Annotated in this window: 18 protein-coding genes; 7 read left to right on the forward strand and 11 right to left on the reverse strand. The window is 61.6% G+C overall.

The annotated features are described in order from the left end of the window. Nucleotides 1-3: 3 nt before the first annotated feature. Entirely contained in the window at nt 4-897 is an 894-nt protein-coding gene (locus F4Y72_01275) for a LysR family transcriptional regulator (GenBank protein ID MXZ26920.1), read from the reverse strand. 318 nt (nt 898-1,215) lie between these two features. Between F4Y72_01275 and F4Y72_01280 the strand changes: the two genes are divergently transcribed. Further along, the gene (locus F4Y72_01280; protein ID MXZ26921.1) at nt 1,216-4,194 is read left to right on the forward strand and encodes a TonB-dependent receptor; all 2,979 of its coding nucleotides are present in this window, start codon (nt 1,216-1,218) and stop codon (nt 4,192-4,194) included. Between the two features lie 168 nt (nt 4,195-4,362). On the opposite strand, the gene ggt is transcribed toward F4Y72_01280, so the two are convergent. Further along, nucleotides 4,363-6,129: a gamma-glutamyltransferase gene (gene ggt, locus F4Y72_01285; protein MXZ26922.1), complete on the reverse strand. Its 1,767-nt coding sequence runs from the start codon at nt 6,127-6,129 to the stop codon at nt 4,363-4,365. Nucleotides 6,130-6,300: 171 nt separating this feature from the next. Between ggt and F4Y72_01290 the strand changes: the two genes are divergently transcribed. Then, the gene (locus F4Y72_01290) at nt 6,301-7,296 is read left to right on the forward strand and encodes a dihydrodipicolinate reductase (protein ID MXZ26923.1); all 996 of its coding nucleotides are present in this window, start codon (nt 6,301-6,303) and stop codon (nt 7,294-7,296) included. 34 nt (nt 7,297-7,330) lie between these two features. Here the strand turns inward: F4Y72_01290 and F4Y72_01295 are convergent, their stop codons facing one another. From F4Y72_01295 to F4Y72_01310, 4 genes are read right to left on the reverse strand one after another with little or no spacing between them, the layout of a single operon-like run. Next, complete coding sequence (locus F4Y72_01295) at nt 7,331-8,509, reverse strand: pyridoxal phosphate-dependent aminotransferase (GenBank protein MXZ26924.1); 1,179 nt, start codon at nt 8,507-8,509, stop codon at nt 7,331-7,333. Between the two features lie 34 nt (nt 8,510-8,543). Beyond that, nucleotides 8,544-9,860: a TRAP transporter large permease gene (locus F4Y72_01300; GenBank protein MXZ26925.1), complete on the reverse strand. Its 1,317-nt coding sequence runs from the start codon at nt 9,858-9,860 to the stop codon at nt 8,544-8,546. Next, a complete protein-coding gene (locus tag F4Y72_01305; protein ID MXZ26926.1) occupies nt 9,857-10,426 on the reverse strand; it encodes a TRAP transporter small permease in 570 nt (189 codons plus the stop codon). The genes F4Y72_01300 and F4Y72_01305 overlap by 4 nt, the downstream gene beginning before the upstream one ends. Continuing rightward, nucleotides 10,329-11,399, reverse strand: a complete 1,071-nt coding sequence (locus F4Y72_01310) for a TRAP transporter substrate-binding protein (protein MXZ26927.1) — start codon at nt 11,397-11,399, stop codon at nt 10,329-10,331. The genes F4Y72_01305 and F4Y72_01310 overlap by 98 nt, the downstream gene beginning before the upstream one ends. A 130-nt stretch (nt 11,400-11,529) precedes the next feature. Here F4Y72_01310 and F4Y72_01315 point away from each other — a divergent pair, with 130 nt between their 5' ends. The 5 genes from F4Y72_01315 to F4Y72_01335 all read left to right on the forward strand — a co-directional run bounded on the left by F4Y72_01315 (nt 11,530) and on the right by F4Y72_01335 (nt 17,464). Beyond that, nucleotides 11,530-13,293 carry a hypothetical protein gene (locus F4Y72_01315; protein ID MXZ26928.1) on the forward strand — a complete coding sequence of 588 codons (1,764 nt, stop codon included), beginning with the start codon at nt 11,530-11,532 and terminating at the stop codon, nt 13,291-13,293. A gap of 77 nt (nt 13,294-13,370) precedes the next feature. Beyond that, nucleotides 13,371-13,670, forward strand: a complete 300-nt coding sequence (locus tag F4Y72_01320; protein ID MXZ26929.1) for a YciI family protein — start codon at nt 13,371-13,373, stop codon at nt 13,668-13,670. A gap of 152 nt (nt 13,671-13,822) precedes the next feature. Beyond that, nucleotides 13,823-15,178: a Rieske 2Fe-2S domain-containing protein gene (locus tag F4Y72_01325; GenBank protein ID MXZ26930.1), complete on the forward strand. Its 1,356-nt coding sequence runs from the start codon at nt 13,823-13,825 to the stop codon at nt 15,176-15,178. Next, entirely contained in the window at nt 15,175-15,669 is a 495-nt protein-coding gene (locus F4Y72_01330; protein MXZ26931.1) for an aromatic-ring-hydroxylating dioxygenase subunit beta, read from the forward strand. Before F4Y72_01325 ends, F4Y72_01330 begins: the two co-directional genes overlap by 4 nt. A gap of 31 nt (nt 15,670-15,700) precedes the next feature. Continuing rightward, nucleotides 15,701-17,464, forward strand: a complete 1,764-nt coding sequence (locus F4Y72_01335; GenBank protein ID MXZ26932.1) for a hypothetical protein — start codon at nt 15,701-15,703, stop codon at nt 17,462-17,464. On the opposite strand, the gene F4Y72_01340 is transcribed toward F4Y72_01335, so the two are convergent. Genes F4Y72_01340 through F4Y72_01360 form a run of 5 tightly spaced genes read right to left on the reverse strand, consistent with a single transcriptional unit; the run spans nt 17,454 to nt 24,488 of the window. Further along, a complete protein-coding gene (locus F4Y72_01340) occupies nt 17,454-18,161 on the reverse strand; it encodes a hypothetical protein (protein MXZ26933.1) in 708 nt (235 codons plus the stop codon). The two genes, F4Y72_01335 and F4Y72_01340, sit on opposite strands and share 11 nt — an antisense overlap. A 46-nt stretch (nt 18,162-18,207) precedes the next feature. Further along, nucleotides 18,208-19,425 carry a radical SAM protein gene (locus tag F4Y72_01345; protein MXZ26934.1) on the reverse strand — a complete coding sequence of 406 codons (1,218 nt, stop codon included), beginning with the start codon at nt 19,423-19,425 and terminating at the stop codon, nt 18,208-18,210. A 33-nt stretch (nt 19,426-19,458) separates the two neighbouring features. Further along, nucleotides 19,459-19,758 (reverse strand): hypothetical protein, encoded by a 300-nt coding sequence (locus F4Y72_01350; protein MXZ26935.1) that lies wholly within the window; start codon nt 19,756-19,758, stop codon nt 19,459-19,461. Nucleotides 19,759-19,802: 44 nt separating this feature from the next. Then, nucleotides 19,803-22,034, reverse strand: a complete 2,232-nt coding sequence (locus tag F4Y72_01355; GenBank protein ID MXZ26936.1) for a prolyl oligopeptidase family serine peptidase — start codon at nt 22,032-22,034, stop codon at nt 19,803-19,805. Continuing rightward, nucleotides 22,035-24,488 carry a S9 family peptidase gene (locus tag F4Y72_01360; protein MXZ26937.1) on the reverse strand — a complete coding sequence of 818 codons (2,454 nt, stop codon included), beginning with the start codon at nt 24,486-24,488 and terminating at the stop codon, nt 22,035-22,037. It lies immediately after the preceding gene. Between the last annotated feature and the right edge of the window lie 10 nt (nt 24,489-24,498).

Below are 24,498 nucleotides of genomic sequence, written 5' to 3' on the forward strand. Positions count from 1 at the left end.
GCCTCAGTGATCCAGGAACTCCCGCGTTCTGATCTGCAGGTGTTCGACGAACTGACGGGCCATCATGGACAGCGGCCGGGAGTCTGCATGGATGACCGAAATCGGAAACTGAATCGTGGGGGCCAGGCGCCAGATCTTGATATCGTCATGGCCGGCCGACAATGCCGTGATCTCGTCAATGATCGTAATCCCGGTTCCTTCGGCCACCAGCGATTTGGCGACATGGTAGGTATCGCAGGTAACGATTGTCTTGAATTCCGCGCTGCGGTCTTCCAGCCGCCTGGTCAGCACCTGCCCGAGAGGGCTCCTGCCGCTGAGTTTGATGAATGGAAGAGTGCCCAGGTCCCGGATGTTCACGACCGCTTTGTCGGATATTTTCAAATGGACCGGAGCCAGCACCACGAACTCGGCAGTTGCGATTTCATCGATCCCCAGGCCCGGTTTCGACGGCGGGTCGAACGCCAGACCGATGTCGATGCGCTGTTCCTCCAGGGCCAGCGCCATCTCCTCATAGTGCAGCGTTTCAATTCCAAACGCCGTTTTCCCGTGAGCGAGCAGGAAAGAAGCGATTGTGGATGGAAGCAACTGGAGGCCGAACGCAGGCGTGGCAGCGACCCGAATCCGGGATTCGTCGGAGGACTGGAGGTTTCGCGCCAGACGTCGAAGCTGCTCCATATTCTGGTACACGGTCGATACGCTCTTGAACAAGCGATGCGCTTCGGGCGTGGGTATCAGCGCGCCCCGAACGCGCTCGAACAGTGCGTATCCCAGAACCTGTTCAGCGTGCGCCAGTACTTTGCTGACGGACGGCTGCGTGACATTGAGGACCTTGGCGGCGGCCGTTATGGAACCGCTTGAGTAGACAGCGTGAAACACTTCGGCGTGGCGCAATCTCATGGCAACCCGGTATCGAGCGTGGATTCCCGAAGGTTATACACGGCCTATTCGGCGTCTGCAAATGCCGGACGCTTCGTCTTGACCAGCCAACCCATCCCGACAATGCAACAGTCTGGCGCATTACCGGCGGTTATAGCCTGACGCTCGATTGGAATTTGCCAACCCCATACCTCGGGTTGATACTTGAGTGGCGCGATTTCGCATCAAATGAGCCCGAGTGCGTAATCGTTCGAAAGCTGGAAACGCAGGGGAATACCGATGTTGTTTTTGTTATCGAAACACTCCACAAAGGCAGTCCGTCTCATCGGGGCGCTGCTGATGTTCGGCCTCACGGCCTTGGCGCTCCAAACGGCCAGTGCGCAGGAGGAAGAAACCACCGATACGGCCCTCGAAGAGATCGTTGTGACCGGGACGCACATCGAGGGCGCCGATGTGGGAGGGCTATTGCCGGTAACGGTGATGGACTTTGAAGACATCCGGGCGACCGGCGCCGAAATTGGCGATGAGCTTCTCAGAGCGATCCCGCAGTTCGGCTCAGTCGGCATGACGCATGTCCGGGGCGGCATCACGGGCGTCAACGCGGCCCGGGGTGACGTCGCATCGTTCAATCTGAGAAGCCTCGGCGAAGGCAATACGCTCGTTCTGATTAACGGCAGGCGGATGGTCCTGCACCCCATTACGCAGACCAGTACCGCTTTCGGCGTGCCCGTCGCATCGCCAAACGCCAACACACTGCCGATCGCGGGTCTCAATCGGGTGGAGGTGCTTCGCGATGGTGCGAGCTCTTTGTACGGCGCCGACGCTGTTGCGGGTGTCGTCAACTACGTCCTCGACGACACGTTCGACGGCGCGGAGGTGTCGATTCGCTACGGCGCCGAGAACGGCACCGGTCGGGACGACTTGTCGGTAAACGGCGCGATCGGCTTCGAACTGGGCGGCGGCGATACCCACCTGTTGCTTTCCGGAAGCTACATGACCAGCACCGGCGTGATGGCCTCGGAGAAATCGTATTCGGTCACGCAGGACAATCGCTCGCGAGCGCCGGAAGAGTTCAGATCGGACGTGAGTCTCGACGGGCGTTCCAGCCTGGAGCCCCATTCTCTTGTGAGTTTCACGGGACTGGGCTCGTTCCACGTGCGGCCTGCGAACATGTTGAGGGACAACGGCGGCATGCTCGGAGTAGCCGATTGCGGTGGCCGGGGACTTGCCGGCGCGGACCTCGTCTATAACGACGGCGTACAGGACTTGTGCCTCGACTCGAGCGGCCAGGACCGTGCCTTGCGTCCCAATCGCAATGAAGTCAAATCGCTGACGCCGGATGTTGATCGAGTCAATCTTTATGCCCGCCTGAACCACGACCTGGACAACGGTTGGGAACTCTATGGCGAGGGGGGCTACTACCAATCGAAAGTAAATCGCGTCTGGGAGCAGGCGGCGATCCTGAGCAATGGGCGGTTCTTCGTGCCGGCGCACTATTACTGGAACCCCTTTGGCCCGGTGACGTTCGCCGACGGCCGTCCGAACCCGAACCGTCTGCCCGGCCTGGACACGTCCATCGTCCCGGCGGAGGGCCTGGGCTTTCGGCTCGTCGGTCATCGGCCGGTCGATCTGGGCCCCAGACGTGTCGAGGTGGAGAGCTCCAGCTATCGGATGTTGGCGGGTCTGCAGGGGAATCTTGGAGACTGGGATATCGATACCGCGGTCTGGCACAGCGAGGCGCGCGTTGACGACACCGCCAGCAATCGCATCAGCACGCCGCTCTTTCAGGCGCAGATGATGCTGGACACCCCGGCCGCCTATAACATTTTTACCGGCGTCAATCCGAACGATACGACCAGCACCATCGACGCCACCCCGAATCCGCAGTCCAGTATCGACCCTTTCCTCGTCAGCGCATCACGGGACGTTACGACAACGCTTACGGCCATCGACTTTCGGGCTTCCAGACCGGACCTGTTTTCGTTGTGGGCCGGTGAGGTCGGTATCGCGGTGGGCGCCGAGTTTCGGCAGGAGGACCTCGACGAGGACAACAGTTCGATCTTCGACGGCTCCATGCCCTACATCGATCCGCTGAATCCGAGCCTCGGGCCCGGCGAGGTGACCAATCTCAGCAGCCTCGAGGGCAGCAGCGTCCGGCCGGATGTTGCTGCGGACCGGGACGTTTCATCCTTGTACGCGGAACTCCTGATTCCGCTCCTGGCGAACAGTAGTGGAGTGCCGATCGTTGAAACCCAGGTAGCCGCTCGATACGAGAACTTCAGCGACGTCGGCAGCATAACCCGCCCGAAGATCGCGCTCTCGTGGAATCCGGTTGAGTGGATGAAGGTGCGAGGCTCCTACTCGGAGGGCTTTCGGGCGCCGAACCTGATCCAGCTGAATTCGCCGGGAACGTCCATCACGACCTCGATACAGGATTTTGCCGAGGGCATACTGCTCGGCACCGGCAACCTTGACCGTGGCCCGGCCAACGGCAACTACATTCTGGAAACCTCGGGCAACTCGGCGTTGAGGCCGGAGGAGAGCGAGCAGACGAGTATCGGCATCGTGTTGACGCCGACGGACGGCCTGACAGTGACCTTGGACTGGTGGGAGATCGAATCGACCGGCGCCGTGGGCGTGTTCACCGACGAGAATGAGTCCCGTCTCGACGCCGTGCTGCGCGCCGAAGGCAGCTCTAACCCTTCCGTGTTTCGCGATGTGCCGGACGCGGACAATCCTCTCGGCGAAATCCTGAGAGTTGTGCGTCGCTACGAAAACCTCAATACCAGAAAGGTGAACGGCTACGATGTTCAGGTCATTGTGGGACTGGAATCGCCAGTCGGCGCCTTTGATTTCAGGCTGAACTGGGCCGAACTGAAGGACTTTGACCAGGAAGCCGGCGGAAACGCGGCGCGGCTGGTGGAAGCAGGCGCAAACCCGAGCGTGCTCGGGGCCACTGTCGGGTCTCTGATTCGACGGGAGTTCTTCCCCGAGCGGCGGGCCACATTCAGTGCACGCTGGAGCAGCAACAATTCACTTTGGGAAGCCGGAGCGTTCGCTTCCTACGTAAGCGACGTGTTCGAACCATCGGTAACGAATGCGAATGGCGACTTCATGACGGTCGAATCGATGACCGTCGTAAACGTGCATGCGGCGCGTTACGACCTGCTTGGGGCGGGAAGCGCTATCCGTATCGGAATCACCAATGTTTTCGACGAGGATCCCCCGCTTGCGTCGGAGTCGTTCGGATTCGAAGGCGAATTGCACACCAACCGCGCGCAATATGTCTACCTGAGCTTCAGCAGGCGATTTCAGTAAAACCCGCCCGCTCGAGGTAACGCCAGCCAAAGCCCTTCCTTCGCCTCCTCCTCGCGGGAGCGTTGGAGCAAGGACAGCGAGAATCGAGCCAGGATGGCGCCTCCAGCGAGGAGGAGGCGAAGGAAGGGCGAGGAAGCACGAAAAGAGTCAGGGCCGGTTGGCGCCATCTCACTCGGTTCCCAATGTAAGCGCGTTCGGCCGGCGGGGATCGGATGCTCCGAACAGGTAGTGAGCACCTACTTGAATGGACTGGGTGCTTCCCATGTTGAAGGACTGTTCAACCTTGTGCCCACGCGATTCGAGAAGCGAGAGCGTATCCAGATTGAACCCGGGTTCGACCTCCAGGATGTCCGGAATCCACTGATGATGAATTCGGCGCTGATTGGTGGCTTCGGCTACGTTCATCCGGAAGTCGATAACGTTCACGATCATCTGGATGACGGCCGTGATGATGCGGCTCCCATCGGGGCTGCCCACGACAAGAAACACCTTGCCGTCCTTCATTACGATGGTCGGGGATTGTGAACTGACCGGCCGCTTGCCCTCCTCTACCCTGTTTGCCTGGCTTGCGATGAATCCTTCGGCGCCTTCGATGCCGGCCCTGACGGAAAACGTATGAATCTGGTTGTTCAGGAGAATGCCGGTGTCCGATATCGTCAGCCCCGCACCGAAAGAGGACGACAGGGTGTAGGTATTCGACACCGCAGTACCGTTCGCGTCAACAATCGAATAGTGCGTTGTCGAATAGCCTTCGTCGAAGGGCGCCAGCCCACCATCGATCACCGCCGATGGCGTGGCGCGGTCCAGGCGAATGAGCGAGGCCCTCCTGGCCGCGTAGGCCTTGTCCGTCAGCTCGCTTGCGGGCACGTCGAAAAAGGCGGGGTCCGCCATGTAGTTGCCGCGGTCCGCAAATGTGAGTCTCATGGCCTCGGCCATGACGTGTACGGACTGCGCCGAGTAGCCCCAACCCTGCAGCGGAAAATTTTCCAGAATATTGAGCGCTTCCACGATGGCGATGCCACCCGAACTCGGGGGCGGCATGGAGACGATCTCATGGCCGCGATAATTGCCTCGTATCGGGCGACGGACGATTGCTTCGTATTCCGCCAGGTCGCGCCGGTCGATATGGCCCCCAAAGCGTTCCATGTCCGAGACGATTTGCTCGGCGACCTCACCGCGATAGAACACGTCCGGTCCCTTCTCGGCGATCAGGCGCAGGGTGCGGGCGAGCGCCGGCCGCCGCATGACGTCACCGGCCGCGTAAGGCTCGCCTCCAGCCTGGTACAGCGAGTCTGCGGTCGCCTGGTTTTGCGTCAACCACTCCTTCTTGGAGGCAAGCAACTCCGCCAGGTCGTGATTGACCGTAAAACCCTCCTCGGCAAGACGGATGGCCGGGGCCAGCAAGTCGCTCCAGGCCAGCGAGCCTCCCTTTTGCCAGGCTTTGTGCAGGCCGGCCACCGTGCCGGGGACGCCGACGGCAGGCCACTCGAATCGGGAGCTGTCCAGCTTTTCGCCCTGCTCGTCGAGGAAATCGCCGGCGGTGACCCCGGAGGGCGCCGTCTCCCGGTAGTCGATGGTGTAGGACTCGTTGGTCGCGGCATCGTGCACGACCATAAAGCCACCGCCGCCGATGTTGCCCGCACGGGGAAGCGTTACTGCCAGGGCGAAGCCCACGGCCACCGAAGCGTCGATGGCGTTACCCTCCCGATTCAGGATATCGATGCCGACCCGCGTGGCGAAGTCGCTTTGCGTCGAGACCATCGCGCCCGACGATACGACCGGCAGGAACACGTCGTTGTATCGAACGATGTACGCGTCCCTGGCGATGTTGTAGGGGCCTTCCTTGTCCTCGGCCAATGCGAATTTTTGCGAGAAAAGCGCGAGAGCGGCCAGCGAAACAAGCCCGGCCCGGTCGCGATAAAATCCGGTTCTCATCAGATACTCCATGCGTCAAGTCGGTCGATTGCAACACGCGTGCGACATGGAATTCTACGAGCCGCCGGCGCCGGCCAATACCGCCGTCTATACGCGGGCGAACATTTGGAATTGGCTAACCATAGCGCTAACAGGCATTCTTACGTTCTCAATGCAAATAGAGCTCACTCCATGATTGAACGCATCAAGGCCGTACAGCTGGGCTGCGGACCGATCGGCCGCAGCATCGCAAGGCTGGCGGCATCGAGATCCAGCATTGAAATCGTCGGCGCTGTAGACCCGGCCTTTTCGGGCCATGACATCGGTGAGATCGTGGACGATCGAAATCTGAACGGAATGAAGATCTCCGACGATGCGCGGAGGACGATTGAGCAAACAAATCCCGACATCGTTTTGCACGCTACGGGGTCGTCGCTGGAACAGGTGATGCCTCAATTCGAGCAGATACTGGACTTCGGCGTAGACATCGTTTCCACCTGCGAGGAGATGTCATATCCTTTTTTCCATCACCCGAAACTGTCACGGAAGCTCGACGACCTTGCCATGCAGCACGATGCAACGGTACTCGCCAATGGAGTGAACCCCGGCTTTCTTATGGATGTCTGGCCGGTCTTCATGACCGGCATCCTGCAGGATGTCAAATCGGTGGTCTGCATCCGGGTGCAGGACGCAGCTCATCGCCGCCTGCCGTTTCAGAAGAAGATCGGCGCCGGGCTCGGCGTCGATGAATTTCAGCAACGCGTCGCCGATGGGCGTATACGGCACGTAGGGCTGCCGGAATCGGTGGCCATGATCGCGGCCGGCCTCGGCTTGCATCTGGACGATGTCGTCGAGACGATTGAGCCGGTCGTCGCCGATCGCGAAGTGAGCAGCAAGGACTTGTCGGTCGCCGCGGGACAGGTGTCAGGCGTGAGGCAGGTGGCGAACGGTCTTATTGCCGGCGCCGAAATCATTCGTCTCGAATTCAACGCGTACATTGGGGCGGAAGGACCTCTTGACGCCGTCTATATCAAGGGACTGCCGGACCTGGATGTCGTCATTAAGGGGGGCGTGCACGGCGACCTGGCGACCGCGTCGGCGGTAGTGAACGTGGTTCCCCGCGCCATCAGTGCGCCGCCCGGTCTGAAGACAATGATCGACATCCCGCCTGTTGCAGCATTCCGATAGTGCGGAATGGCGCGCTCGCCTGACGCGGGCGCGGCTACAGGTTCGCGACGAACCGGGCGATGCGATCCATGCCTTCGTCGATGCGGGGCTGATCAAGCGCGAATGAAATCCTGACGAATCCCCCTCCGGCCACGCCGAAACTCGTTCCGTCGATCAGCGCAACGCCTTCTTCCTCAAGGAGGCGGTCCTGAAAGGCGCGTCCCGACAGTCCCGTATTCGTGATATTCGGAAAAACGTAAAACGCGCCGCCGGGTGTCTGGCAAGAGAACGAAGAAAGCGCTTTCAGCCGACCGACCACGCGTGATCGCCGCGACGCAAATTCCGACACCATTGCGGATACGGTGTCCTGTGGCCCCTCCAGCGCCGCAAGACCGCCCAACTGAGCAGCCGTATTCACACAGGAATGACAGTTGATGGCAAGCCGCAAGACCTTGTCCGTGAGTTGCCGTGGCCATACCGAGTATCCGAGGCGCCATCCCGTCATCGCGTAGGTCTTGCTCCAACCGTTCAACACGATCAGCCGGTCGCTAATCCCGTGGTATTCGAGAAGGCTGGGTGGGCGGCGTTCGTCAAAGTAGATCCGGTCATAGATCTCGTCGGACAGAATCGCGACCCGGGGATGCTCCATCAGCCCCTCGACCAGGCGGTCCATGTCCTGTCTGGCGGTAACGCCGCCGGTTGGATTGGAGGGTGAATTGAGAATGATGAGTCGCGTGCGCTCGGTGACCCGTGAAAGCACCGATTCCGGATCGAGAGAAAGACCGCGTGATTCTTTCAGCCGATACGGTACCGCCGCGGCGCCGGAAAAATCGATCATCGAGCGATAGATCGGAAACCCGGGGTCCGGATACAGGATTTCCGCCCCGGACTCGCCGAACAGGAGCATCGCAAAAAACATGACCGGTTTTGCGCCGGGCGTGATGAAGACCCGGTCGGACGCGACGTCGACGCCGAGCCGCCGGTTCAGATCGGCCGCTACCGCTTCCCGCAGAACGGGCAGGCCCGGCGGATCGGTATAGCCATGACTGCCGTCCCGCAGCGCCTTGCGCGCGGCCTCGATCGCCGTCTCCGGCGGTTTGGCGTCAGGCTGTCCTATTCCAAGGTTGATGACATCGCGACCCTCCTTCGCCATCCGGTTCGCGCGCATGAGTACGTCGAATGCGCTTTCCGTGCCCAGACGATCCACTCGCGCGGCCAGAGTCAATTCGTTCATATCGCCCGCCCCCACGGCGTGCCGCAAAGGAACACTACAGAAGCCCCGGCAGCCACAGGCAAAGGGCCGGAATGGACAGGATGAGCGCGAGGACGACGAGTCCGCTCAGCAGGCACGGGACGACGCCCCGGAATGATTCCCCGAGCGGTGTTTCGCGGTCCAGCGAGTTGATCACATAGACGTTGAGGCCGATGGGCGGAGTAATCAGGCCAATCTCGACCGTGAATAGGGCCAGAACTCCAAACCAGACGGCGATCTGCTCCTCCGTATAGCCGAAGTCCAGCCCGATCAGCAGCGGGAAGAAGACCGGGACCGTCAGCAGGATCATGGCCAGACTGTCCATGACGCAGCCAAGCACCAGGTAGGCCAGCAGGATGCCGACCAGGATCAGGACCGGCGACAGTCCGGACCCCGTCAATACGTCGGCCAGCTCGGTCGTGACCTGCGAGAGCGCCAGAAAGCTGTTCAGTATCTGCGCCGATATCAGGATGAGGAAGATCATCGCGGTGGTCTTCGCCGTTTCGAGCAGACACGACGCGAAAGCCGCCCAACTGAGCCGGCCCGACGCGAGCGCTACCAGGCCGGTGGCCGCGGCGCCGATGGCGGCGCCCTCCGTAGGCGTGAACAGGCCGAAATAGATGCCGCCGACGACCGACATGAAGATGAGCGCTACCGGCCACACCATGCCCAGGCTGCGGATGCGTTCGCGTATCGGCAGCGCTTCAACCACGGGGCCGGCACCGGGCTTGAACCGCACGTAGACCGCGATCGCAATCGTGTAACCAATCGTCGCGATCAGTCCCGGTACCACTGCAGCCAGAAACAGCTTGCCGATCGACTGTTCGGTGATGACCGCGTAGATCACCAGGATCACCGACGGGGGGATCAGGATGCCGAGCGTTCCACCGGCCGCCAGGGCGCCTGTAGCCAGGCCGCCGGAATAGTTGTGGCGCTTCATCTCGGGCAAGGCCACGGAGGCCATCGTCGCGCCGGTGGCGATCGAGGAGCCGCAGACGGAGCCGAAGGCGGCGCTGCCGACGATGGTCGACATCGCCAGCCCGCCCCGGTAGTGGCCCGTCCAGGCGCGTGCCGAGTCGAACAGCCGGCGGCCGAGCCCCGCCCGGGTCGCGAACTGGCCCATAAGCAGGAACAGCGGCAGGACCGACAGCGTATAGCTGGACACGCGCCCGAAAGGCACGGTATTGAGCAGATTGAGGAATGCCGACCAGCCCGCGAGCGAGGCGAAACCGAAGCCGCCGGTCACGAACATGGCTATCGCGACCGGCATCCTCAGCGCGATAAGCAGCAGGCAGACGCCGAACATCAGGGCGCCGAACTCGACGCTGGTCATCTAGCCGAAGTCTTCAGATGGCGAAAGAGCAGCAGAACGCAGACCACGGTCAGCAGTCCCGCCCCAAGCACGCCTGAGAAATACGCCCAATGGACCGGAATGCCCAGAAACACGGTCGTCTCGCCGTCGTCGAGCTTGTGCATCGCGCCGACGAACAGGCGCCAGGTGATCAGGCCCGCGACAATCGCGAACGTGACGTTGTGCACCGCGTCCAGCGTCGCCCTGAATCGCGGAGGCGTTTTCCCGGTAAACAACTCCACGACGATATTGGCATTGGTGATATGGCAGTACGGGAAAAAGGCAAACACCGCGATCCCGATCGCAAGTTCGGTGATTTCATAATCGCCGGGGACGGGAGCATTGAACAGATAGCGTCCGAGGACGCTGACCACCGTCATCCCCATCACCCCGACCAGCAGCAGGCCTCCCGCCAGAGCGAGTGCCCGCGCCAGCCGCTTGACCCGGCCGTCAGGGCTCACTGCCGTATTTCGCCACCAGGCGCCTGGCATCCGCGAGCATGGCGTCGCCGTCGTGTCCCATGGCGCCCACTCTATCCAACCAGGCATCGATCACCGGCCTGGTGGCCGTTATCCAACGCTCGCGCTCCGATTCCGAGAGCGGAAACAGCGCATGGCCGCGTTGCACGGCGAAATTGCGGCCCGGCTCTTCATCGTCCTGCCACAGCCGGCCCAGCCGTTTGGCGAGCGCCATTCCGGTGGATCCGTCGATCGCGTTCCTGATCTCCTCCGGCAAGCCCACGTAGCGGGCCTTGTTCATGGCCATCACGAACAGCACACAAGCCAGGGAAGCCTCGGTATGGTTTCGAGTCACCTCATGGAGGCGGAAGGGCTGCATGATGGACCAGGCTACCCATACGCCGCCCACGACCCCGCGCGACAGCGCCTCATAAACGTCCGAAACCGGCATGCCCACCGGAACGGCGCCCAGAGCCTCGATCGTGGCGGCGCTGGCGTGCGAAGGGACTCGAATCTTCACACCCGAAAGGTCCTCGAGCCTGCGTATCGGCCGATTGGTGGTGTGGATGTGGGCGGGCGCGGTGGTATGAAACACCAGGGGAACGGTATCCGGGTACTCATCCTGCATCCATTTGCGATAGAACTCCATCATGGCCTGGCTGGTCGCTTCCGCGCCGCTGCATACGAACGGCAGTTCGAACACCTCCGTCAATGGAAATCGTCCCGGCGAGTAGCCCGGCGAGGTCCAGACGATGTCCACAACGCCATCGCGAGCCTGTCCATAGAGGTCCGATAACTTGCCGCCCAACTGCATCGCCGGAAACACCTGAACCCGCACCTTCCCGCCGGAGCGCTCCTCGAGTTCCCTGGCCCATGGAACAAGAAACGAACGCACGGAAAGGGCATTGGGAGAATTGAAGGTATGCAGCCGAAGCGTGATCGGTTCGGCGTCTGCAGCACTCGGCAACGCGCACAGCATTAGCGCGGCAGCCAAGCCGATCGACAAACGGCCAAGCCCGTGATCGCGGCAGGAAATCGTTTGCGAAGGTTGTGCGCTTGCCATTGAGAATCACTAGCCCTGCGTGTGCGAAAATGCCTCGACGAGCAGCGGGGGGTCTCGCCAGGTACCCCGGCGGCCAACATACAGTACCCGATTATTCGCCGCTGCGCTCCTCAGGAACAGGAATCAGGACATGGGACCCGACGAATCCGGCACGCGCTCCCGGAACCGCCTCCATCCGGACGCGAAGATCCCGTTTCCGCTCAGCATGGGGCTCGCCCTGCAGATTACCTGCCTGGTACTGCCCGGCGCGGTGATGATCCCGACGGTCGTGTTCCGGGCCGCCGGCCAGCCCGAGGAGGTCCTGCTTTGGGCCGTGTTCGCCTCCGTTGCGATCTGCGGCGTTACCGCGATAGTCCAGGCCCGGCGGATCGGCCGGTTCGGCGCAGGCTACATCCTCGCAATCGGAACATCCGGGGCCGCCATCGCCGTCAGCATCGCCGCTCTCGCTGCCGGCGGCCCCGCATTGCTCGGTACCCTGGTCGTCATTCTCGCCCTGGTCCAGTTCGCGTTCGCCGCACGCCTATCGCTGTTCCGGCGCATCCTCACGCCTACCGTAACGGGGACGGTGCTGATGCTGACGCCCGTCACGGTCATGCCGATCATGTTCGACCAGCTGGCCAATGTGCCGAGCGGCACGCCACCGCTGGGTGCGCCGCTCAGCGCGTTGACGACCCTGGTCGTCATTGTCGGCATCACACTCACGGCAAAGGGCCGGGCTCGGCTGTGGGCGCCGATCATCGGAATCGTCGCGGGCTCGACCGTCGCCGGGACATTCGGTCTGTATGATTTTGAGCGCGTCTCTCTGGCTCCCTGGATCGGCACTCCAAGTCCCGCATGGGCGGCCCTGGACCTGCGTTTCACTCCCGACTTCTGGGCTCTGCTTCCTGCATTCGTGTTCGTCGCCCTGGTCTGCACGATGCAAACCATCGGCGGGGCCGTTGCGATCCAGCGCGTGTCCTGGCCCGAGAGTCGCGCTGTGGATTTTCGCTCGGTACAGGGTGCCGTGGCTGCCGACGGGGTGGGCAACCTGCTGTCGGGCCTGGCGGGCACGATGCCGCTTGGGTTCCGGCCTACAGGCGCGTCCATGGTCGAGATTACCGGAGTCAGCTCTCGCCGCATCGGCCTTGCCCTCGGGGCGACACTGATCGTTCTGGCATTCGTTCCCAAGGCTCTGGCCGTGATTCTTGCCCTGCCGGGTCCGGTCATCACGGCCTTTATCACCGTCACCATGGCGACGATCTTCATTATCGGCATGAGGGTGATCATTCAGGACGGAATCGATTTTCGGAAAAGCCTGATTGCCGGCGTCTCGTTCTGGATCGGCGTGGCTTTTCAGAGCGACGCAATCACTCTCGAGCAGGTCTCGGAATTTGCGGCCGCTCTATTGAAAAACGGGATGCTGACCGGAGGCATGGTTGCGGTCGTCATGACCACTTTCCTTGAGCTGACGAAACCGCGCCGCCGCCGGATGGAAGTGGAACTCGATCCCTCCGTACTTCGTGAAATCCGGAAGTTCATCGGTACATTCGCATCGCGAAGAGGTTGGAACACGCAGATGAGGGATCGCCTTGATGCCGTCTGCGAAGAAACACTGCTGACTCTCCAGCAACAGGAGGAGCCCGGTGCAACCAGCGGGCGGCGGCTCCTCCTCACGGCGCGTATTGAAGACGGCGGAGCGGTGCTGGAGTTCGTTGCCTCGAAAGGGGAACAGAACATTCAGGATCGGATAGCGCTGCTGGGCGAGGCCAACGCAGCAGCAATGATCGAACAGGACGTCTCGCTGCGGCTGTTGCGGCACCTCGCCTCCTCGGTCCGCCATCAGCAGTACCATGACACGGATATCGTGACCGTTCGTGTGGAACCCCCCGGAGGGCGGATGGCCCGTGGGATGTAGCGGGACGGTCGATTGACAGACAGGAATGAGTTGGCCTATTGTCATCGCGACACGTTATCCAGTGCGGGGGAATTCTTATGCACGTCGTCGCTTTCGTCACTCACAAGCCGGGACTGGTACAGGAAGGCAGCGAAATTCAGGGCGCTTATACCGACTATCTGCGTGATCATCCTGAACACCCGGAAATTACCGTTCTCCACGCCGGACCGACCCTGGCCGACGACGCTGAGACCATCGTGGGCTTGCTATTGGTTGTCGAAGCGCCCTCATTGGAGGCGGCGCGTGCGTTTCTGGCTGACAGCCCCTACGGCAAGGCGGATGTCTTTGCAGAAACCCGGATCCAGCCCTGGAACTGGAAAACGGGCAGCCCGGGATAGTGACCTGTCCCTGCTGATGGGGCCATTTATTCGCTAGTGGCCTGACTCGGAAAAGCAGGCTAAAGACACTGTGTCTGAGGCGGTTGCAACTCCGTCGCCTCCAGAACTCCTTATCCGGTTGTGAATCGGCATTCCGGGACGCGCGCGAACTTATGGACATCCAGGACCTGATCATCGACGACCGAAAACGCGGGTTTTTTCGGGTCCATCGATCATGCATGACCTCCCACGATCTGTTCCGCCGGGAACGGGAATTGATCTTCGACCGGTGCTGGATCTACCTCGGACACGAATCGGAAGTGGAGAACCCCGGAGATTACCGCCAGCGCACGGTGGCCGGCCGGCCGCTGTTTTTCATCCGAAGCAAAGACGGCCGTGTACGGGTGTTCCTCAATTCCTGCCCGCACCGCGGTGCATTGATCTGCCGCCGCAACGCCGGGAATGCCAAAGTTCTGCAATGCTTCTATCACGCCTGGTCTTTCAACACCAGCGGTGAGCTGATCGGCGTTCCCGGACAGGACGCCTACGGCCCCCACTTCCAAAGAAGTGAACACGGGCTGAAGGAGCCGCCCAGGGTCGAAAGCTACCGGGGTTTTTACTTTGTGAGTTTCAATCCAGACGTCGAAGACCTCGTGACCTACCTGGCGGGGGCGAGAGATTATCTTGACCTGGTCGTCGACCAGGCCGAGGAAGGAATGCGGGTGATTTCCGGCTCCAACAAGTACGCGATAAATGCCAACTGGAAGCTGCTGGCCGAGAACAGCCTTGACGGATACCACCTGATCCCGACGCACCGGACTTACGTGGATTACATGTCCGGCCTTGGAACGGACGACAGCGGCGACACGCTGGCCACCCGCCCGCCCGGCGCGGGGCTGGCACTGGGCAATGGCCACTGCGTGTCGGAGAACATATCCCGGAACGGCCGCCCCATCGCCCGCTGGCATCCGGTATTCGGCGAGGAGGCCAAGCCGCGGATAGCGCGGATCCGCCGCCGCCTGGTGCAGAAGTACGGAGAAGAGCGCGCCTACCGGATGGCCGACACCTCCCGCAATCTGCTCATCTATCCGAACCTGTTGATTATGGATTTCGTGGCCATCAGCATCCGGTATATCGAACCTCTGGCTCCGGACAGAATGGAGGTGACAGCCTGGCATCTTGTGCCCAGGGAGGAGTCAGGCGACACGCTGGCCACCCGGCTCGACAGCTATCTGACCTTCCTCGGACCCGGTGGCTTTGCCACACCGGACGACGTGGAAGTCCTGGAATCATGTCAGATAGGATTCCGGGCCTCCGGTACCGAGTGGTCCGACATCTCAAGGGGTATGCTCAAGCCCAACCCGGGAACGGCGGATGAGCTCCAGATGAGGGGATTCTGGCGGCAGTGGCACGCCAATATGCAGGGCCTGAGTCAAGCCAACGTGCAGGACGGACAACCTGTGGAATCGCAAGCCGCAACGGCTTCGGAAACCGGCCACCGTGACCGTAGCCGGACCAGTGGACGATGACAGCCAACAGCAACCCCGCGTTGCGAGCAAGCGTAGAGGAATTCCTTTTCCGGGAAGCGGCTCTTCTGGATGAATGGAGACTGGCAGAGTGGGTCCATCTGTTTACGGACGACGCCCGCTACGTGGTTCCCTCCACGGATTTGCCGGAAGGCGACCCCGCGCGCGACCTGGTGTTCATCGACGACGACATCGTCCGTCTGCGCGCCCGCGCGGCGCGGCTGAATAGCCGGCATTCTCATCGCGAGAATCCGCGGTCGCGAACCCGCCGGTTTGTTTCAAACGTGCGGGTAGAAGAAACCGACGACGGACAACTCTCCGTTTTCGCGAACGTCCTGGTTTACCGTTTCCGCAGCGGCGAAGGAGCGCCCTACGTCGGCACCATCGAATACATCCTGCGCAGAGACGGCAGCGATTTGAGAATTGCGTACCGCCGCGCAGTGCTGGATCTGGAAGACCTCTCCTGGCACGGTGCGGTCAGCATCATATTTTGAATGACAGGTGATCCGGGCTTCCGGGATTTCAATGACTGAATCGAGCATCGATAAAGGGCTGCGTTTTGAAGCGAACGACCGGCCTTCCCTGCCCCTCACTATCGGCCTGGGGTTGCAGAACACGGCGCTGACGCTGGCCGGCGTCGTGCTGACTCCCACAATCCTCATCACAACCGCCGGCGCGGGCGATGCCTATCTCCGTTGGGCCCTGTTCGCCGCGCTGGTGGTCAGCGGCATGGCCACGTTCATTCAGGCCGTGCGATTCGGCCGCATCGGCGCCGGTTACATCCTGGTGATGGGCAGCACCACGGCTTATCTGGCGGTCGGCATAAGCGCCGTGCGCAGCGGAGGTCCCGAGCTGATGGCCACGCTGATTGTCGTGGCTGCCTTCACGCAGTTCATTCTCGGCTCGAGGATGGCCATGTTGCGGCGCGTGTTTACGCCGACGGTTGCCGGCACGGTGCTCATGCTGATACCCGTGAGCATCGCCCCGATCATTTACGGCAAGCTGATCAATGTACCGGCAGGCGTCGCACCCGCTGCGGCGCCGGTAACTGCGCTGGTGACGCTTGCCGCCTCCGTTCTACTGGCGCTCAGATTGTCCGGCATCTGGCGGCTCTGGGCTCCCGCGATCGGCCTGGTATCCGGGAGCCTCGCGGGCGCGTGGTTCGGAATCTACGACACCGCGCGCGTTGCGGCCGCGCCCTGGATGGGGCTGCCGGATTTCAGTGCCTATCCGGGGCTTGACCTCAGCTTCGACGCCACTTTCTGGGCGCTGCTTCCGGGTTTCATCCTGGTCACGCTGGTCGGCGCCCTTGACACGCTGGGCGACGCGATCGCGATCCAGCGCGTGTCATGGCGCAAGCCGCGCGCAACCGACTTCCGCTCGATCCAGGGCGCAATCTATGCCGATGGGGTCGGCAACCTCCTGTCCGGATTGGGCGGGACGGTACCGAACACCACTTACGGCAATTGCATCGCAGTTGTGGAAATCACCGGAGTGGCCGCCCGCCGTGTCGGCGTCTGCGTCGGGGCTGTTTTCGCTGTCCTGGCTTTCCTGCCGAAAATCGTCGCCGTGGTTGTCGCAATACCGGGACCGGTCGTGGGGGCTTACCTGGCCGTAATCATGGCGCTCATTTTCGTTCTTGGACTGCGAATCGTGATTGCCGATGGATTCGATTACCGCAAGCGCCTGATCGTCGGATTCGCTGTCGTTGTGGGCATATTGTTCCAGTTCGACCTGGTCTATCCGGCTCTTCAGGAAGGAGCGTGGGGTGAGATTCTCGGTCAGGGCATGACGGTCGGAGGCATCACCGTCATTCTTCTCTCGGCCTTCGTGGATCTGACCCGGTCCAGACCGCTGCGCCTGCGGACCACGCTTTCCGTCGCGGCGGTTCCGGCAATCGATGCGTTCCTGCACGATTTCGCCCAACGGGCGCGTCTGGATGAACGGACCACGTTCCGGCTTCGCGCGGTCGGCGAAGAAGTCCTGCATATCCTGCTGGACGACCGGGTGGAGGAGGCCGAGCGCGACCTGTTGCTGATTGCGCGGGCGGACGGTCTGGCCACGGACCTGGAATTCATCGCCGGCGGCTCGGAATTCAATCTGGAAGACCAGCTCGCGATGCTGAGCGAGGGAGGCGCCGACCTCCCCAACGAGTCCGAGGTGCCGCTGCGCCTGCTGCGCCATTACGCCACTTCGGTCCGACACCAGCAATATCACGGAACGGACATCGCCACGATCCGCATCGAACCGGAGGGGGCCCCCAGCGGCGAAACGCGGGCTAGTTCCTGACGAAATGGCCCAGGTAATGGCGGCTTTCCGCTCGAGTGCCGCCTTCGCTTACGCAAGCATCGTGAACCAAGCGCTCGGAACAGCAGACGTACGCGACATTCGCCGACTGCAGCATCCGCAAACAGGGAGCCTGTCGGGTATTCCGGATATAAGCGTCGGCCACTTCGCCGGGATGGAGGCGTTCCGGTGAAGCCACGGACTCCGCCATTTCTTCGATGGGTACCGGCACCAGATAGACATACCGGTCCGCGGGGCCCCTGTTCACGACGATCCGGTTCCGGCTTTTCCATCGTGAGGACACTTCGAGCCCGTCCCACGAGTCGAGGTGCAAGCCCAACCTCAACCCCGATACCCGATCCACCGTAATCGAAGGATGATTCGCGTCGTCGATGGACGGGTCGAGCGCGGCGACAGGCGACAGGCTGAGAAATGGCGAGAAGTCCAGCGCTCGCTCGGATTTCAGGTCGCAGGGAAAGATTGCGACAAAGTCCAGTGCGGCCTCGATTGACAGTTCGTCAAGAGAAGCGGTGAACTTGTTGATTTCGACTTTATTCATCCTTCGAAAGTCGACCGGCAATCTTGCGTCAGGCCGATAGTCAACGGCATTCGGGTAATACTCCTGCGCGCAGACCAGCGTTTCGCTGACCGAAATCAGGTCGTGTGCATCGCCCAGCCTGCGGTCAATGTAGATTTTCATTGAAGATTTGGCGGCGCCGGCGCGATAGCGCAGCGACCCCGCCAACTCAGACCAGGTCTGCGCCGACCTTTTCCAGCGGTTCGCCGTGCAGGGCCAAGTGCCTCACGACGTGGGTATAGAACTTGTCCAGCCCTTCGCAATAGACCGTGGGGTTGTCGAACCCATTGCCGCTGGCATACCGGTGCACCGGCTGGCCGCCGCCGCAGACGTCACGCCAACAGCAGTCGGAACATTCAGGCGCCGGCGTCTTCTTGAAGTGCTCGAATTCGTGAAACAGCGGGTCCGCGATGATTTCCCCAATGCTGGCGCTCTTCAGGTCCCGGTAGTCATACCCGTTCCAGTACTTCGTGGATCTCAGCGTGTCGTCCGGCCCGACTCCCCCGTCGGACGACACGGTAATCAGCAGATGGTCCGGGGCATCCCTCCCGTCGCCGAACAGGAAGTTGCCCTGCCCGTAGAGCCGCGCCAGAAAATGATCGATGAACCGAACGCCCACCGACTCCTCGTCATTCGCCATCCTGTCGAAAACCTCGATCAGGAAATTGCCGTAGGCTTCCGCGTTGCCGGAAAAATTGTCGTGATTCAGATCAGGCAGCAGGAAGTCGAGCTGACGCACGTTCAGGTCATGCCGGAAGTGATCGTAGATTTCCCCGGGATCGAATTCCGCCCCGATGACGGCCAGGACTGCCGGAGGTTGATTCAGGTGTTCCTGACACAGTGCCAGACCGCGAACGGTCGCCTGGTAAGACGACCTTCCGTTGTGGTCGAGGCGATGGGCGTCGTTGTGCGCCTTTGCCCCGTCCAGGCTGACACCCACCTGAATGCGATGCTTGTTGAAAATCTCTATCCACTCGAGATCAACCAGCATTCCATTGGTCTGGATTGTCATCGACACATCAACGATGGGATCCAGATTTGACCTGATTTCTTCGCAGATCCGGTCGAGCCGGGCTTTCGGCATCAGAAGCGGTTCGCCGCCATGCAGGTGAATCGCTATTCGCTGAAGTTCGTACTCCTCGGCGAATTCCCTGAGCCTTTGCACCAGCAGCGCAACCGTGTCATTCGCTATGAGCGCCGAGTGGCCCTTGTAGCTGTCGTCTCCTGCATTGAAGAAATAGCAGTAATCGCAATTCAGATTGCATCGCTCGGTAATCTTCAGTATCACTTCCAGCGTATTCAACTCGCGGAAGTTCACTGTTCTTCCTTCAGTAGCCACAGGCACGCTCGCTTTTACTCCCTGAAGCTTCTCCAGCTTCAGGGCCAGGCAACAGGCTCAGGACAGTCGGGTTTCTGCTACTTAAGCATCCGGCGCAGGTGGCGCCGAAACAAAATTGCCGCCTGCCACTGCCTGACGTCCCGCCGCGACAGCATCGTCCACGGGCGGAGCGGAGACAAAATTGCCGCCTGCTACCGCACGGCTTCCCGTCGCCACGGCATCGTCCATGGGTGGCGCAGAAACGAAATTGCCGCCTGCTCCCGAATAGCTCGAGATCTTCGTCCGCAGATTCGGACCGATTGCCTTGCCCGCTGCTTCCTTCTGGTCATTGGCGGAGATTCCCAGCTTCTCCCGGAGCTTTCGCACCTTCATGTCTTCCATAGTTCCCCTCGCTTATTTGCCAAAAGTGATTTCATTCTACATGCTCACGACGTCCCCGGAGCAGACACTTTGGCGGTCCCGTTCTGGAGCTCACGGAGCTTTCGCCAGCGATTGTATTGATTCGCTCTCGCCGGATCGTTGTTTTCTTCATCCTTCAGCCAAAAAGCGAACCAGTCAACGGCCCCTTGCTGCGACTCCAGGCGCTCCCAGGGGCGCTCGGGGTTGTGACTCGCCTCAGGCAGTACGATCATCTCCACCGGTCGGCCGAGCTTGCGCAGGAGAATATAGGTGTCCCAATACGAAGGGATCTGGTGCGATTCGATACGGAGCGGCGTGATCATTTCCTCAAGGTTGAACACGGGGTTCCGCTCAATCCAACTCGTGACCCCATCACCGACCGGAGCACCGTCCAACATCCGCTCATAGTCCCGCTGAAAGCCGCCGAAACCATAGCCGGTCATGTACATCCACCAGCCGAAATCGCTCACATCGGCAACAACGGCGGCCGCGAACTCGAAGTCCCCCATCGTCAGCGCGTGCTGCACGTAAAAACCGGTCCGGCTGAAACCCGTAATGCCAACCCGTTCCGGATCGATGAGCCCCATTCCGTCCAACACGCGAACGGCGTCGATATAGGAGGCGGACACCTCCTCGGCCTCCTTGGGAAGCTGCAGCGATTCGCGCGGGCCGTCGGGCACCTGTAGCACCACGAAGCCCTCGTTGGCAAGCGCCCGCGCAGCCATGGCGGCCGACATGCCGCGCGGCCCGTCCACGAGGAATTCCCACTCATGAAAGCCATGGGTCTGGACCACCAGCGGATACCGCCGACCCTCTTCGAAGCCTATGGGACGGAGCAGTCCCCCCATCCAGGTCCGGCCTCCCGACTCCCAGTCAAAGGACTCCACGACGCCGATTGCAAGATCCCGCAACTGTGGATTGAAATCGGTGATTTTCCGGCTCTTCCCGCTAGGGCTGTGCGTGGCCACGATCTCGGGCGGCTCATTCAGCTCCAGAGCCAGCGAGAAACTCAATCGCGGGCCGTCGTCTTCATCCTGTTCGCCACCTTCGATTGGCGTCCATCCCGACTCCCCTCTGAAGACCGTTACCGGCGGACCAAAGCGTGACCCGAGCGTTACGGTGGTCAGTGCGCTGTCGGCGTCGAGCGAGTTGTGCTCGCCCAGCGCAACGATTTCCAGGCTGCCGGACTCAACTTCAATTTCGATCGTCGCGTGCTTGCCCCCGGTTTCCGCGTCGCCGGCCGAGAATGGCACGAATTGATCGGACACCACGACACGCCGCGAGTCGGGCGACCATCGGATGACGGACGTCAGGCCATTGGGCGAATCAAGCAGCGGACGCGTTTCGCCGGTCTGCATGTCCACCAGCATCAACTGCGTCATCCAGAGAATGGTCACGCCCTCTTCGCGCATGCCGGCGATCATGTCGGACAGCAAACCCCAGTCGAGTTCATACCAGTGGTCCGGTATGACCGGCATTCGCCTGGGAACGATCGCCCATTGTCCCGACGGCGATACCGACATAACCGGGTTGACGAGCGTCTGCGGGGCAAGGTCCACGGTGACCGTTTCGCCACCACCAGTGCGGGCCACGAACACCCCGTGAGGATAGATGTCGCTGATGATGTCGCGCCCCTCATTCATCAGGGTCCAGACCGGCTCGAAGTCGTGGACATAACCGTACTTCTGCCGCCGGAGCCGTTCCGCTTCGTCATCCGCCGGCACGAGAACGAGCAAGCCGCCTTCGCCAGCGCCCGCGGCAAAGTCGATCACGCCTTCGGGATCGTCAGTCCATTGCCGCATTTCGCCGAACCCGGGATCGACGCTGAACACCTGCGGTTGCCCACTCGGGTTCTCGGCCACGAACATCAGCGTTGGACCGTCCGCGAGCCACCTGACTTTCTGGATCGCGGGCCGGTTCGTGGAAGAAGAAAAACGGGCGATAACGCGACCCGGCCAGGCGCTTCTGCCGTCGCCGATCACAAAGGCTTCGACTTCGTGGAGCGGAAACAGCCAAAGCGAGTAATCGACGGTTTCGTTGTCGATATTGCCTTTCTTGGTGACGGCGGTGAGGTATTCGCCTCCGGGCGAAACATTGAACTCCAGGGCCAGGTAGCCGTAGGCCTGCAAGTTCGGCTCGGCCAGCCGGGTCATCTCGATGGAATCCCTGACCGTGAACGGCTCCCTGGCCGTGCAGACCGCCGAAACCGCCAACGCTACCGGGAGCAGGAACGCGCCTGCCAGTCGTGGTTTCCGCATTCAGCGCTCCTCGCTATCGGCGCCCAGGTACCGGCCGTACCAGTCGAAAATCCGCGACCACATGTCGCGGATATTCGCCGGCGAGTTGTAGACATGGCCTTCGCCCCAGTAACGCACGAACAGGGCGTCCTTGTTCTCACGCAGCAGGGCCGTAAACATCTGCTCGCCCTCCGTCATAGACACGTAATCGCGGTCGCCCTGCATGATCATCACCGGCGTCTCGATATCGGGCGCGGTGAACAGAGGGCTGTTCCTGAGGTAACGCTCCGGATCGTCCCATGGCGGCGCACCCATGCCGCCCTGACTGGTTTCCGACCAGCTCGCGCCGAAAAGGCGCGGCCCGTTCAACTCCGCGGCTTCACGCAGGCGCACATCAAAAACGCCGTACATGCTGATCAGATTGGCGGGCCCGGCAAGCGCGACCGCCGCCTTGAAACGGTCGGTCTGGGCAATCGCGCCCAGCGTCGCGTAGCCGCCGTAACTCTGTCCCTGGATCGCCAGTCTGTCCCCATTCGAATAGCCAGCCTCGATGGCGAGGTCGACCACCTCAAGGATTCGGTCCGCCAGTCCCTTGAGCGGGTCCCGCGGCACCTCGTGGTAGGCCTCCGGGAGACTGGGGAAGAGGACCGCATAACCCCGTGCGGCCAGCAGGTGCCAGTTCAGCGCATGCATGTCCCAAGGGTCGAACCGGTGCCATTCGTTGCGATATACCCCACCGGGATAGACATCGACGATCGTGGGCAGACTTGCGCCCTCGCGATAGCCGGGCGGCATGAGGATCCAGGAATAGAGCTGCCGCCCGTCCGCACCCTCGTGATCGATGCGAACGGGAGTGCCGGCCGCAACGCCCTCAAGATGCCGGTTAATTCTCATCAGCTCGCGGCATTCGCCACCACGCGCGCATGCACTCAATACGCCAACGTTTCCCGCAACGTCTCGGTACAGCACGCGTCCAGCGGTGAAAGACGCGGCTATGGGCGTTGCGCGCTCCGATGGCGCAACCACGCTGCGGACGGTTCCGTCCGCCGCATCCAGAAATACAATTTCGCCGTTGTCTCCCTGCAATACAAGCTGCGGATCGTAGCCTGCAGCAAACGGAGATGGCGGCCCGAAGCCGTCATGCGCCTGCCAGGTCTTGAGCGGGAAATCGATATCCACCGTCAGCAGGGTGCGTCGGCCATCGGAACCGATCGACCACACATCGCCGTCTGCGAGCGCGATGAGACGGTTACCGAGCACCGCTATGAGGTGAATAGGAGAGTCGCCGAACTCGCCGCTCAGCTTTCGCGCCTCTCCGGCCGGGGAAACAATGAACCACTCAGGCCTCGCCTCCCCTTCCGGGTCCGAAGCGAACACGGCCAGGCTGTCTCCGAACCAAGCGGTCTGCGGCGCCAACAGTAATTGCAGAGGTCCGGCGCGGGTGACGAGCTTCAGTCCCCCCAGTTTTACCGGCTCGGCCCCGTCGGAGTGCGCGTCGAAGCGCCAAAGCCTCCCGGTGCTCCAGGCCTCGCCGAGCAGGCGTGCAAAAAACACCAGGGACTGGCCATCCGGCGACCACTTTGCGGTACCCATCGCTATATCGCAGTCGGGGCAAGGCAGAACGGGGGCGCTTCCTTCTCCCGTTTCGATCACCAGCAGGTCTCTGTGCACTCCGCCGAGGGCCGCGTGCTCCAGAGGCAGTGTCGGGTCAGGCGCCAACGGCCGGGTGCGTACCGCTGCGAACCGGCGCCGATCAGGCGAAAGTTCCCAGGACTCGAAATTGCCGTCCGCCATTGTTGTGGTGGCTCCGGTCTGTGCATCAGCCAGCACCAGTTTTCCCTGTACTTTCCGGGATTCGGTAAGCAGGTACTCGCCGCTCCCGATCTCGCTTGACGTCGCCATCCTTCCCCTTCTCGCCTTTTGCCACTCGGCATACAGCTCGTCGCGCGATTCGGCGTGCAGGTAAACACCCAAGGGCAATGATCCCTCCCGGGTCGTGGCAAATCCCAGCGTCGAGTCCGATATCCAGACAGGCCCCACGTAGAGAACGCTTGCTTCCGGTATGGCCTTGAGGGCCACGGAGCCGCCCTTCACAAAGTCGTGGATTCCCGTCACGAAATGGCTGCTGCCCACACGGAAGTACTGGAGTCGGCTGCCGCCCGGCGAAAGGGTTCCGATCCTGTAACCGTCGCCCGGTACCTGCGGGAAAGCGGACCTCGGGACCGCGTCTCCTTCCAGATCGGCAACAAGGATCCTGGAACGCTGCTGCCCGCGCACGAAGACGCGGCTGAAATCCTGCATGTCTTCGTAGGCGGGAAAATGCTCGAAATACACGTGGCGGCCGGTGGGGCCGAACACCGCATGGCCGAAGTCCTCGTTGCGGAGCATGTGGTCCACCGTAAAGACCTCGGCCGCCGTGGCCGCTCCGACGGAGAGCAATGCACCGCAGACGAACGCGTGGGTAATATTCTTCATGTGTGGAGTC

It is taken from the genome of Gammaproteobacteria bacterium (assembly GCA_009838035.1).
GTDB lineage: Bacteria > Pseudomonadota > Gammaproteobacteria > Steroidobacterales > Foliamicaceae > Foliamicus.

Excerpts from the sequence above, each read along its gene's own strand:
- F4Y72_01275 (MXZ26920.1), bottom strand. The coding sequence starts at position 897 with ATGAGATTGCGCCACGCCGAAGTGTTTCACGCTGTCTACTCAAGCGGT.
- F4Y72_01280 (MXZ26921.1), top strand. The coding sequence starts at position 1,216 with ATGTTCGGCCTCACGGCCTTGGCGCTCCAAACGGCCAGTGCGCAGGAG.
- ggt (MXZ26922.1), bottom strand. The coding sequence starts at position 6,129 with ATGAGAACCGGATTTTATCGCGACCGGGCCGGGCTTGTTTCGCTGGCC.
- F4Y72_01290 (MXZ26923.1), top strand. The coding sequence starts at position 6,301 with ATGATTGAACGCATCAAGGCCGTACAGCTGGGCTGCGGACCGATCGGC.
- F4Y72_01295 (MXZ26924.1), bottom strand. The coding sequence starts at position 8,509 with ATGAACGAATTGACTCTGGCCGCGCGAGTGGATCGTCTGGGCACGGAA.
- F4Y72_01300 (MXZ26925.1), bottom strand. The coding sequence starts at position 9,860 with ATGACCAGCGTCGAGTTCGGCGCCCTGATGTTCGGCGTCTGCCTGCTG.
- F4Y72_01305 (MXZ26926.1), bottom strand. The coding sequence starts at position 10,426 with ATGCCTGGTTGGATAGAGTGGGCGCCATGGGACACGACGGCGACGCCA.
- F4Y72_01310 (MXZ26927.1), bottom strand. The coding sequence starts at position 11,399 with ATGGCAAGCGCACAACCTTCGCAAACGATTTCCTGCCGCGATCACGGG.
- F4Y72_01315 (MXZ26928.1), top strand. The coding sequence starts at position 11,530 with ATGGGACCCGACGAATCCGGCACGCGCTCCCGGAACCGCCTCCATCCG.
- F4Y72_01320 (MXZ26929.1), top strand. The coding sequence starts at position 13,371 with ATGCACGTCGTCGCTTTCGTCACTCACAAGCCGGGACTGGTACAGGAA.
- F4Y72_01325 (MXZ26930.1), top strand. The coding sequence starts at position 13,823 with ATGGACATCCAGGACCTGATCATCGACGACCGAAAACGCGGGTTTTTT.
- F4Y72_01330 (MXZ26931.1), top strand. The coding sequence starts at position 15,175 with ATGACAGCCAACAGCAACCCCGCGTTGCGAGCAAGCGTAGAGGAATTC.
- F4Y72_01335 (MXZ26932.1), top strand. The coding sequence starts at position 15,701 with ATGACTGAATCGAGCATCGATAAAGGGCTGCGTTTTGAAGCGAACGAC.
- F4Y72_01340 (MXZ26933.1), bottom strand. The coding sequence starts at position 18,161 with ATGAAAATCTACATTGACCGCAGGCTGGGCGATGCACACGACCTGATT.
- F4Y72_01350 (MXZ26935.1), bottom strand. The coding sequence starts at position 19,758 with ATGGAAGACATGAAGGTGCGAAAGCTCCGGGAGAAGCTGGGAATCTCC.
- F4Y72_01355 (MXZ26936.1), bottom strand. The coding sequence starts at position 22,034 with ATGCGGAAACCACGACTGGCAGGCGCGTTCCTGCTCCCGGTAGCGTTG.
- F4Y72_01360 (MXZ26937.1), bottom strand. The coding sequence starts at position 24,488 with ATGAAGAATATTACCCACGCGTTCGTCTGCGGTGCATTGCTCTCCGTC.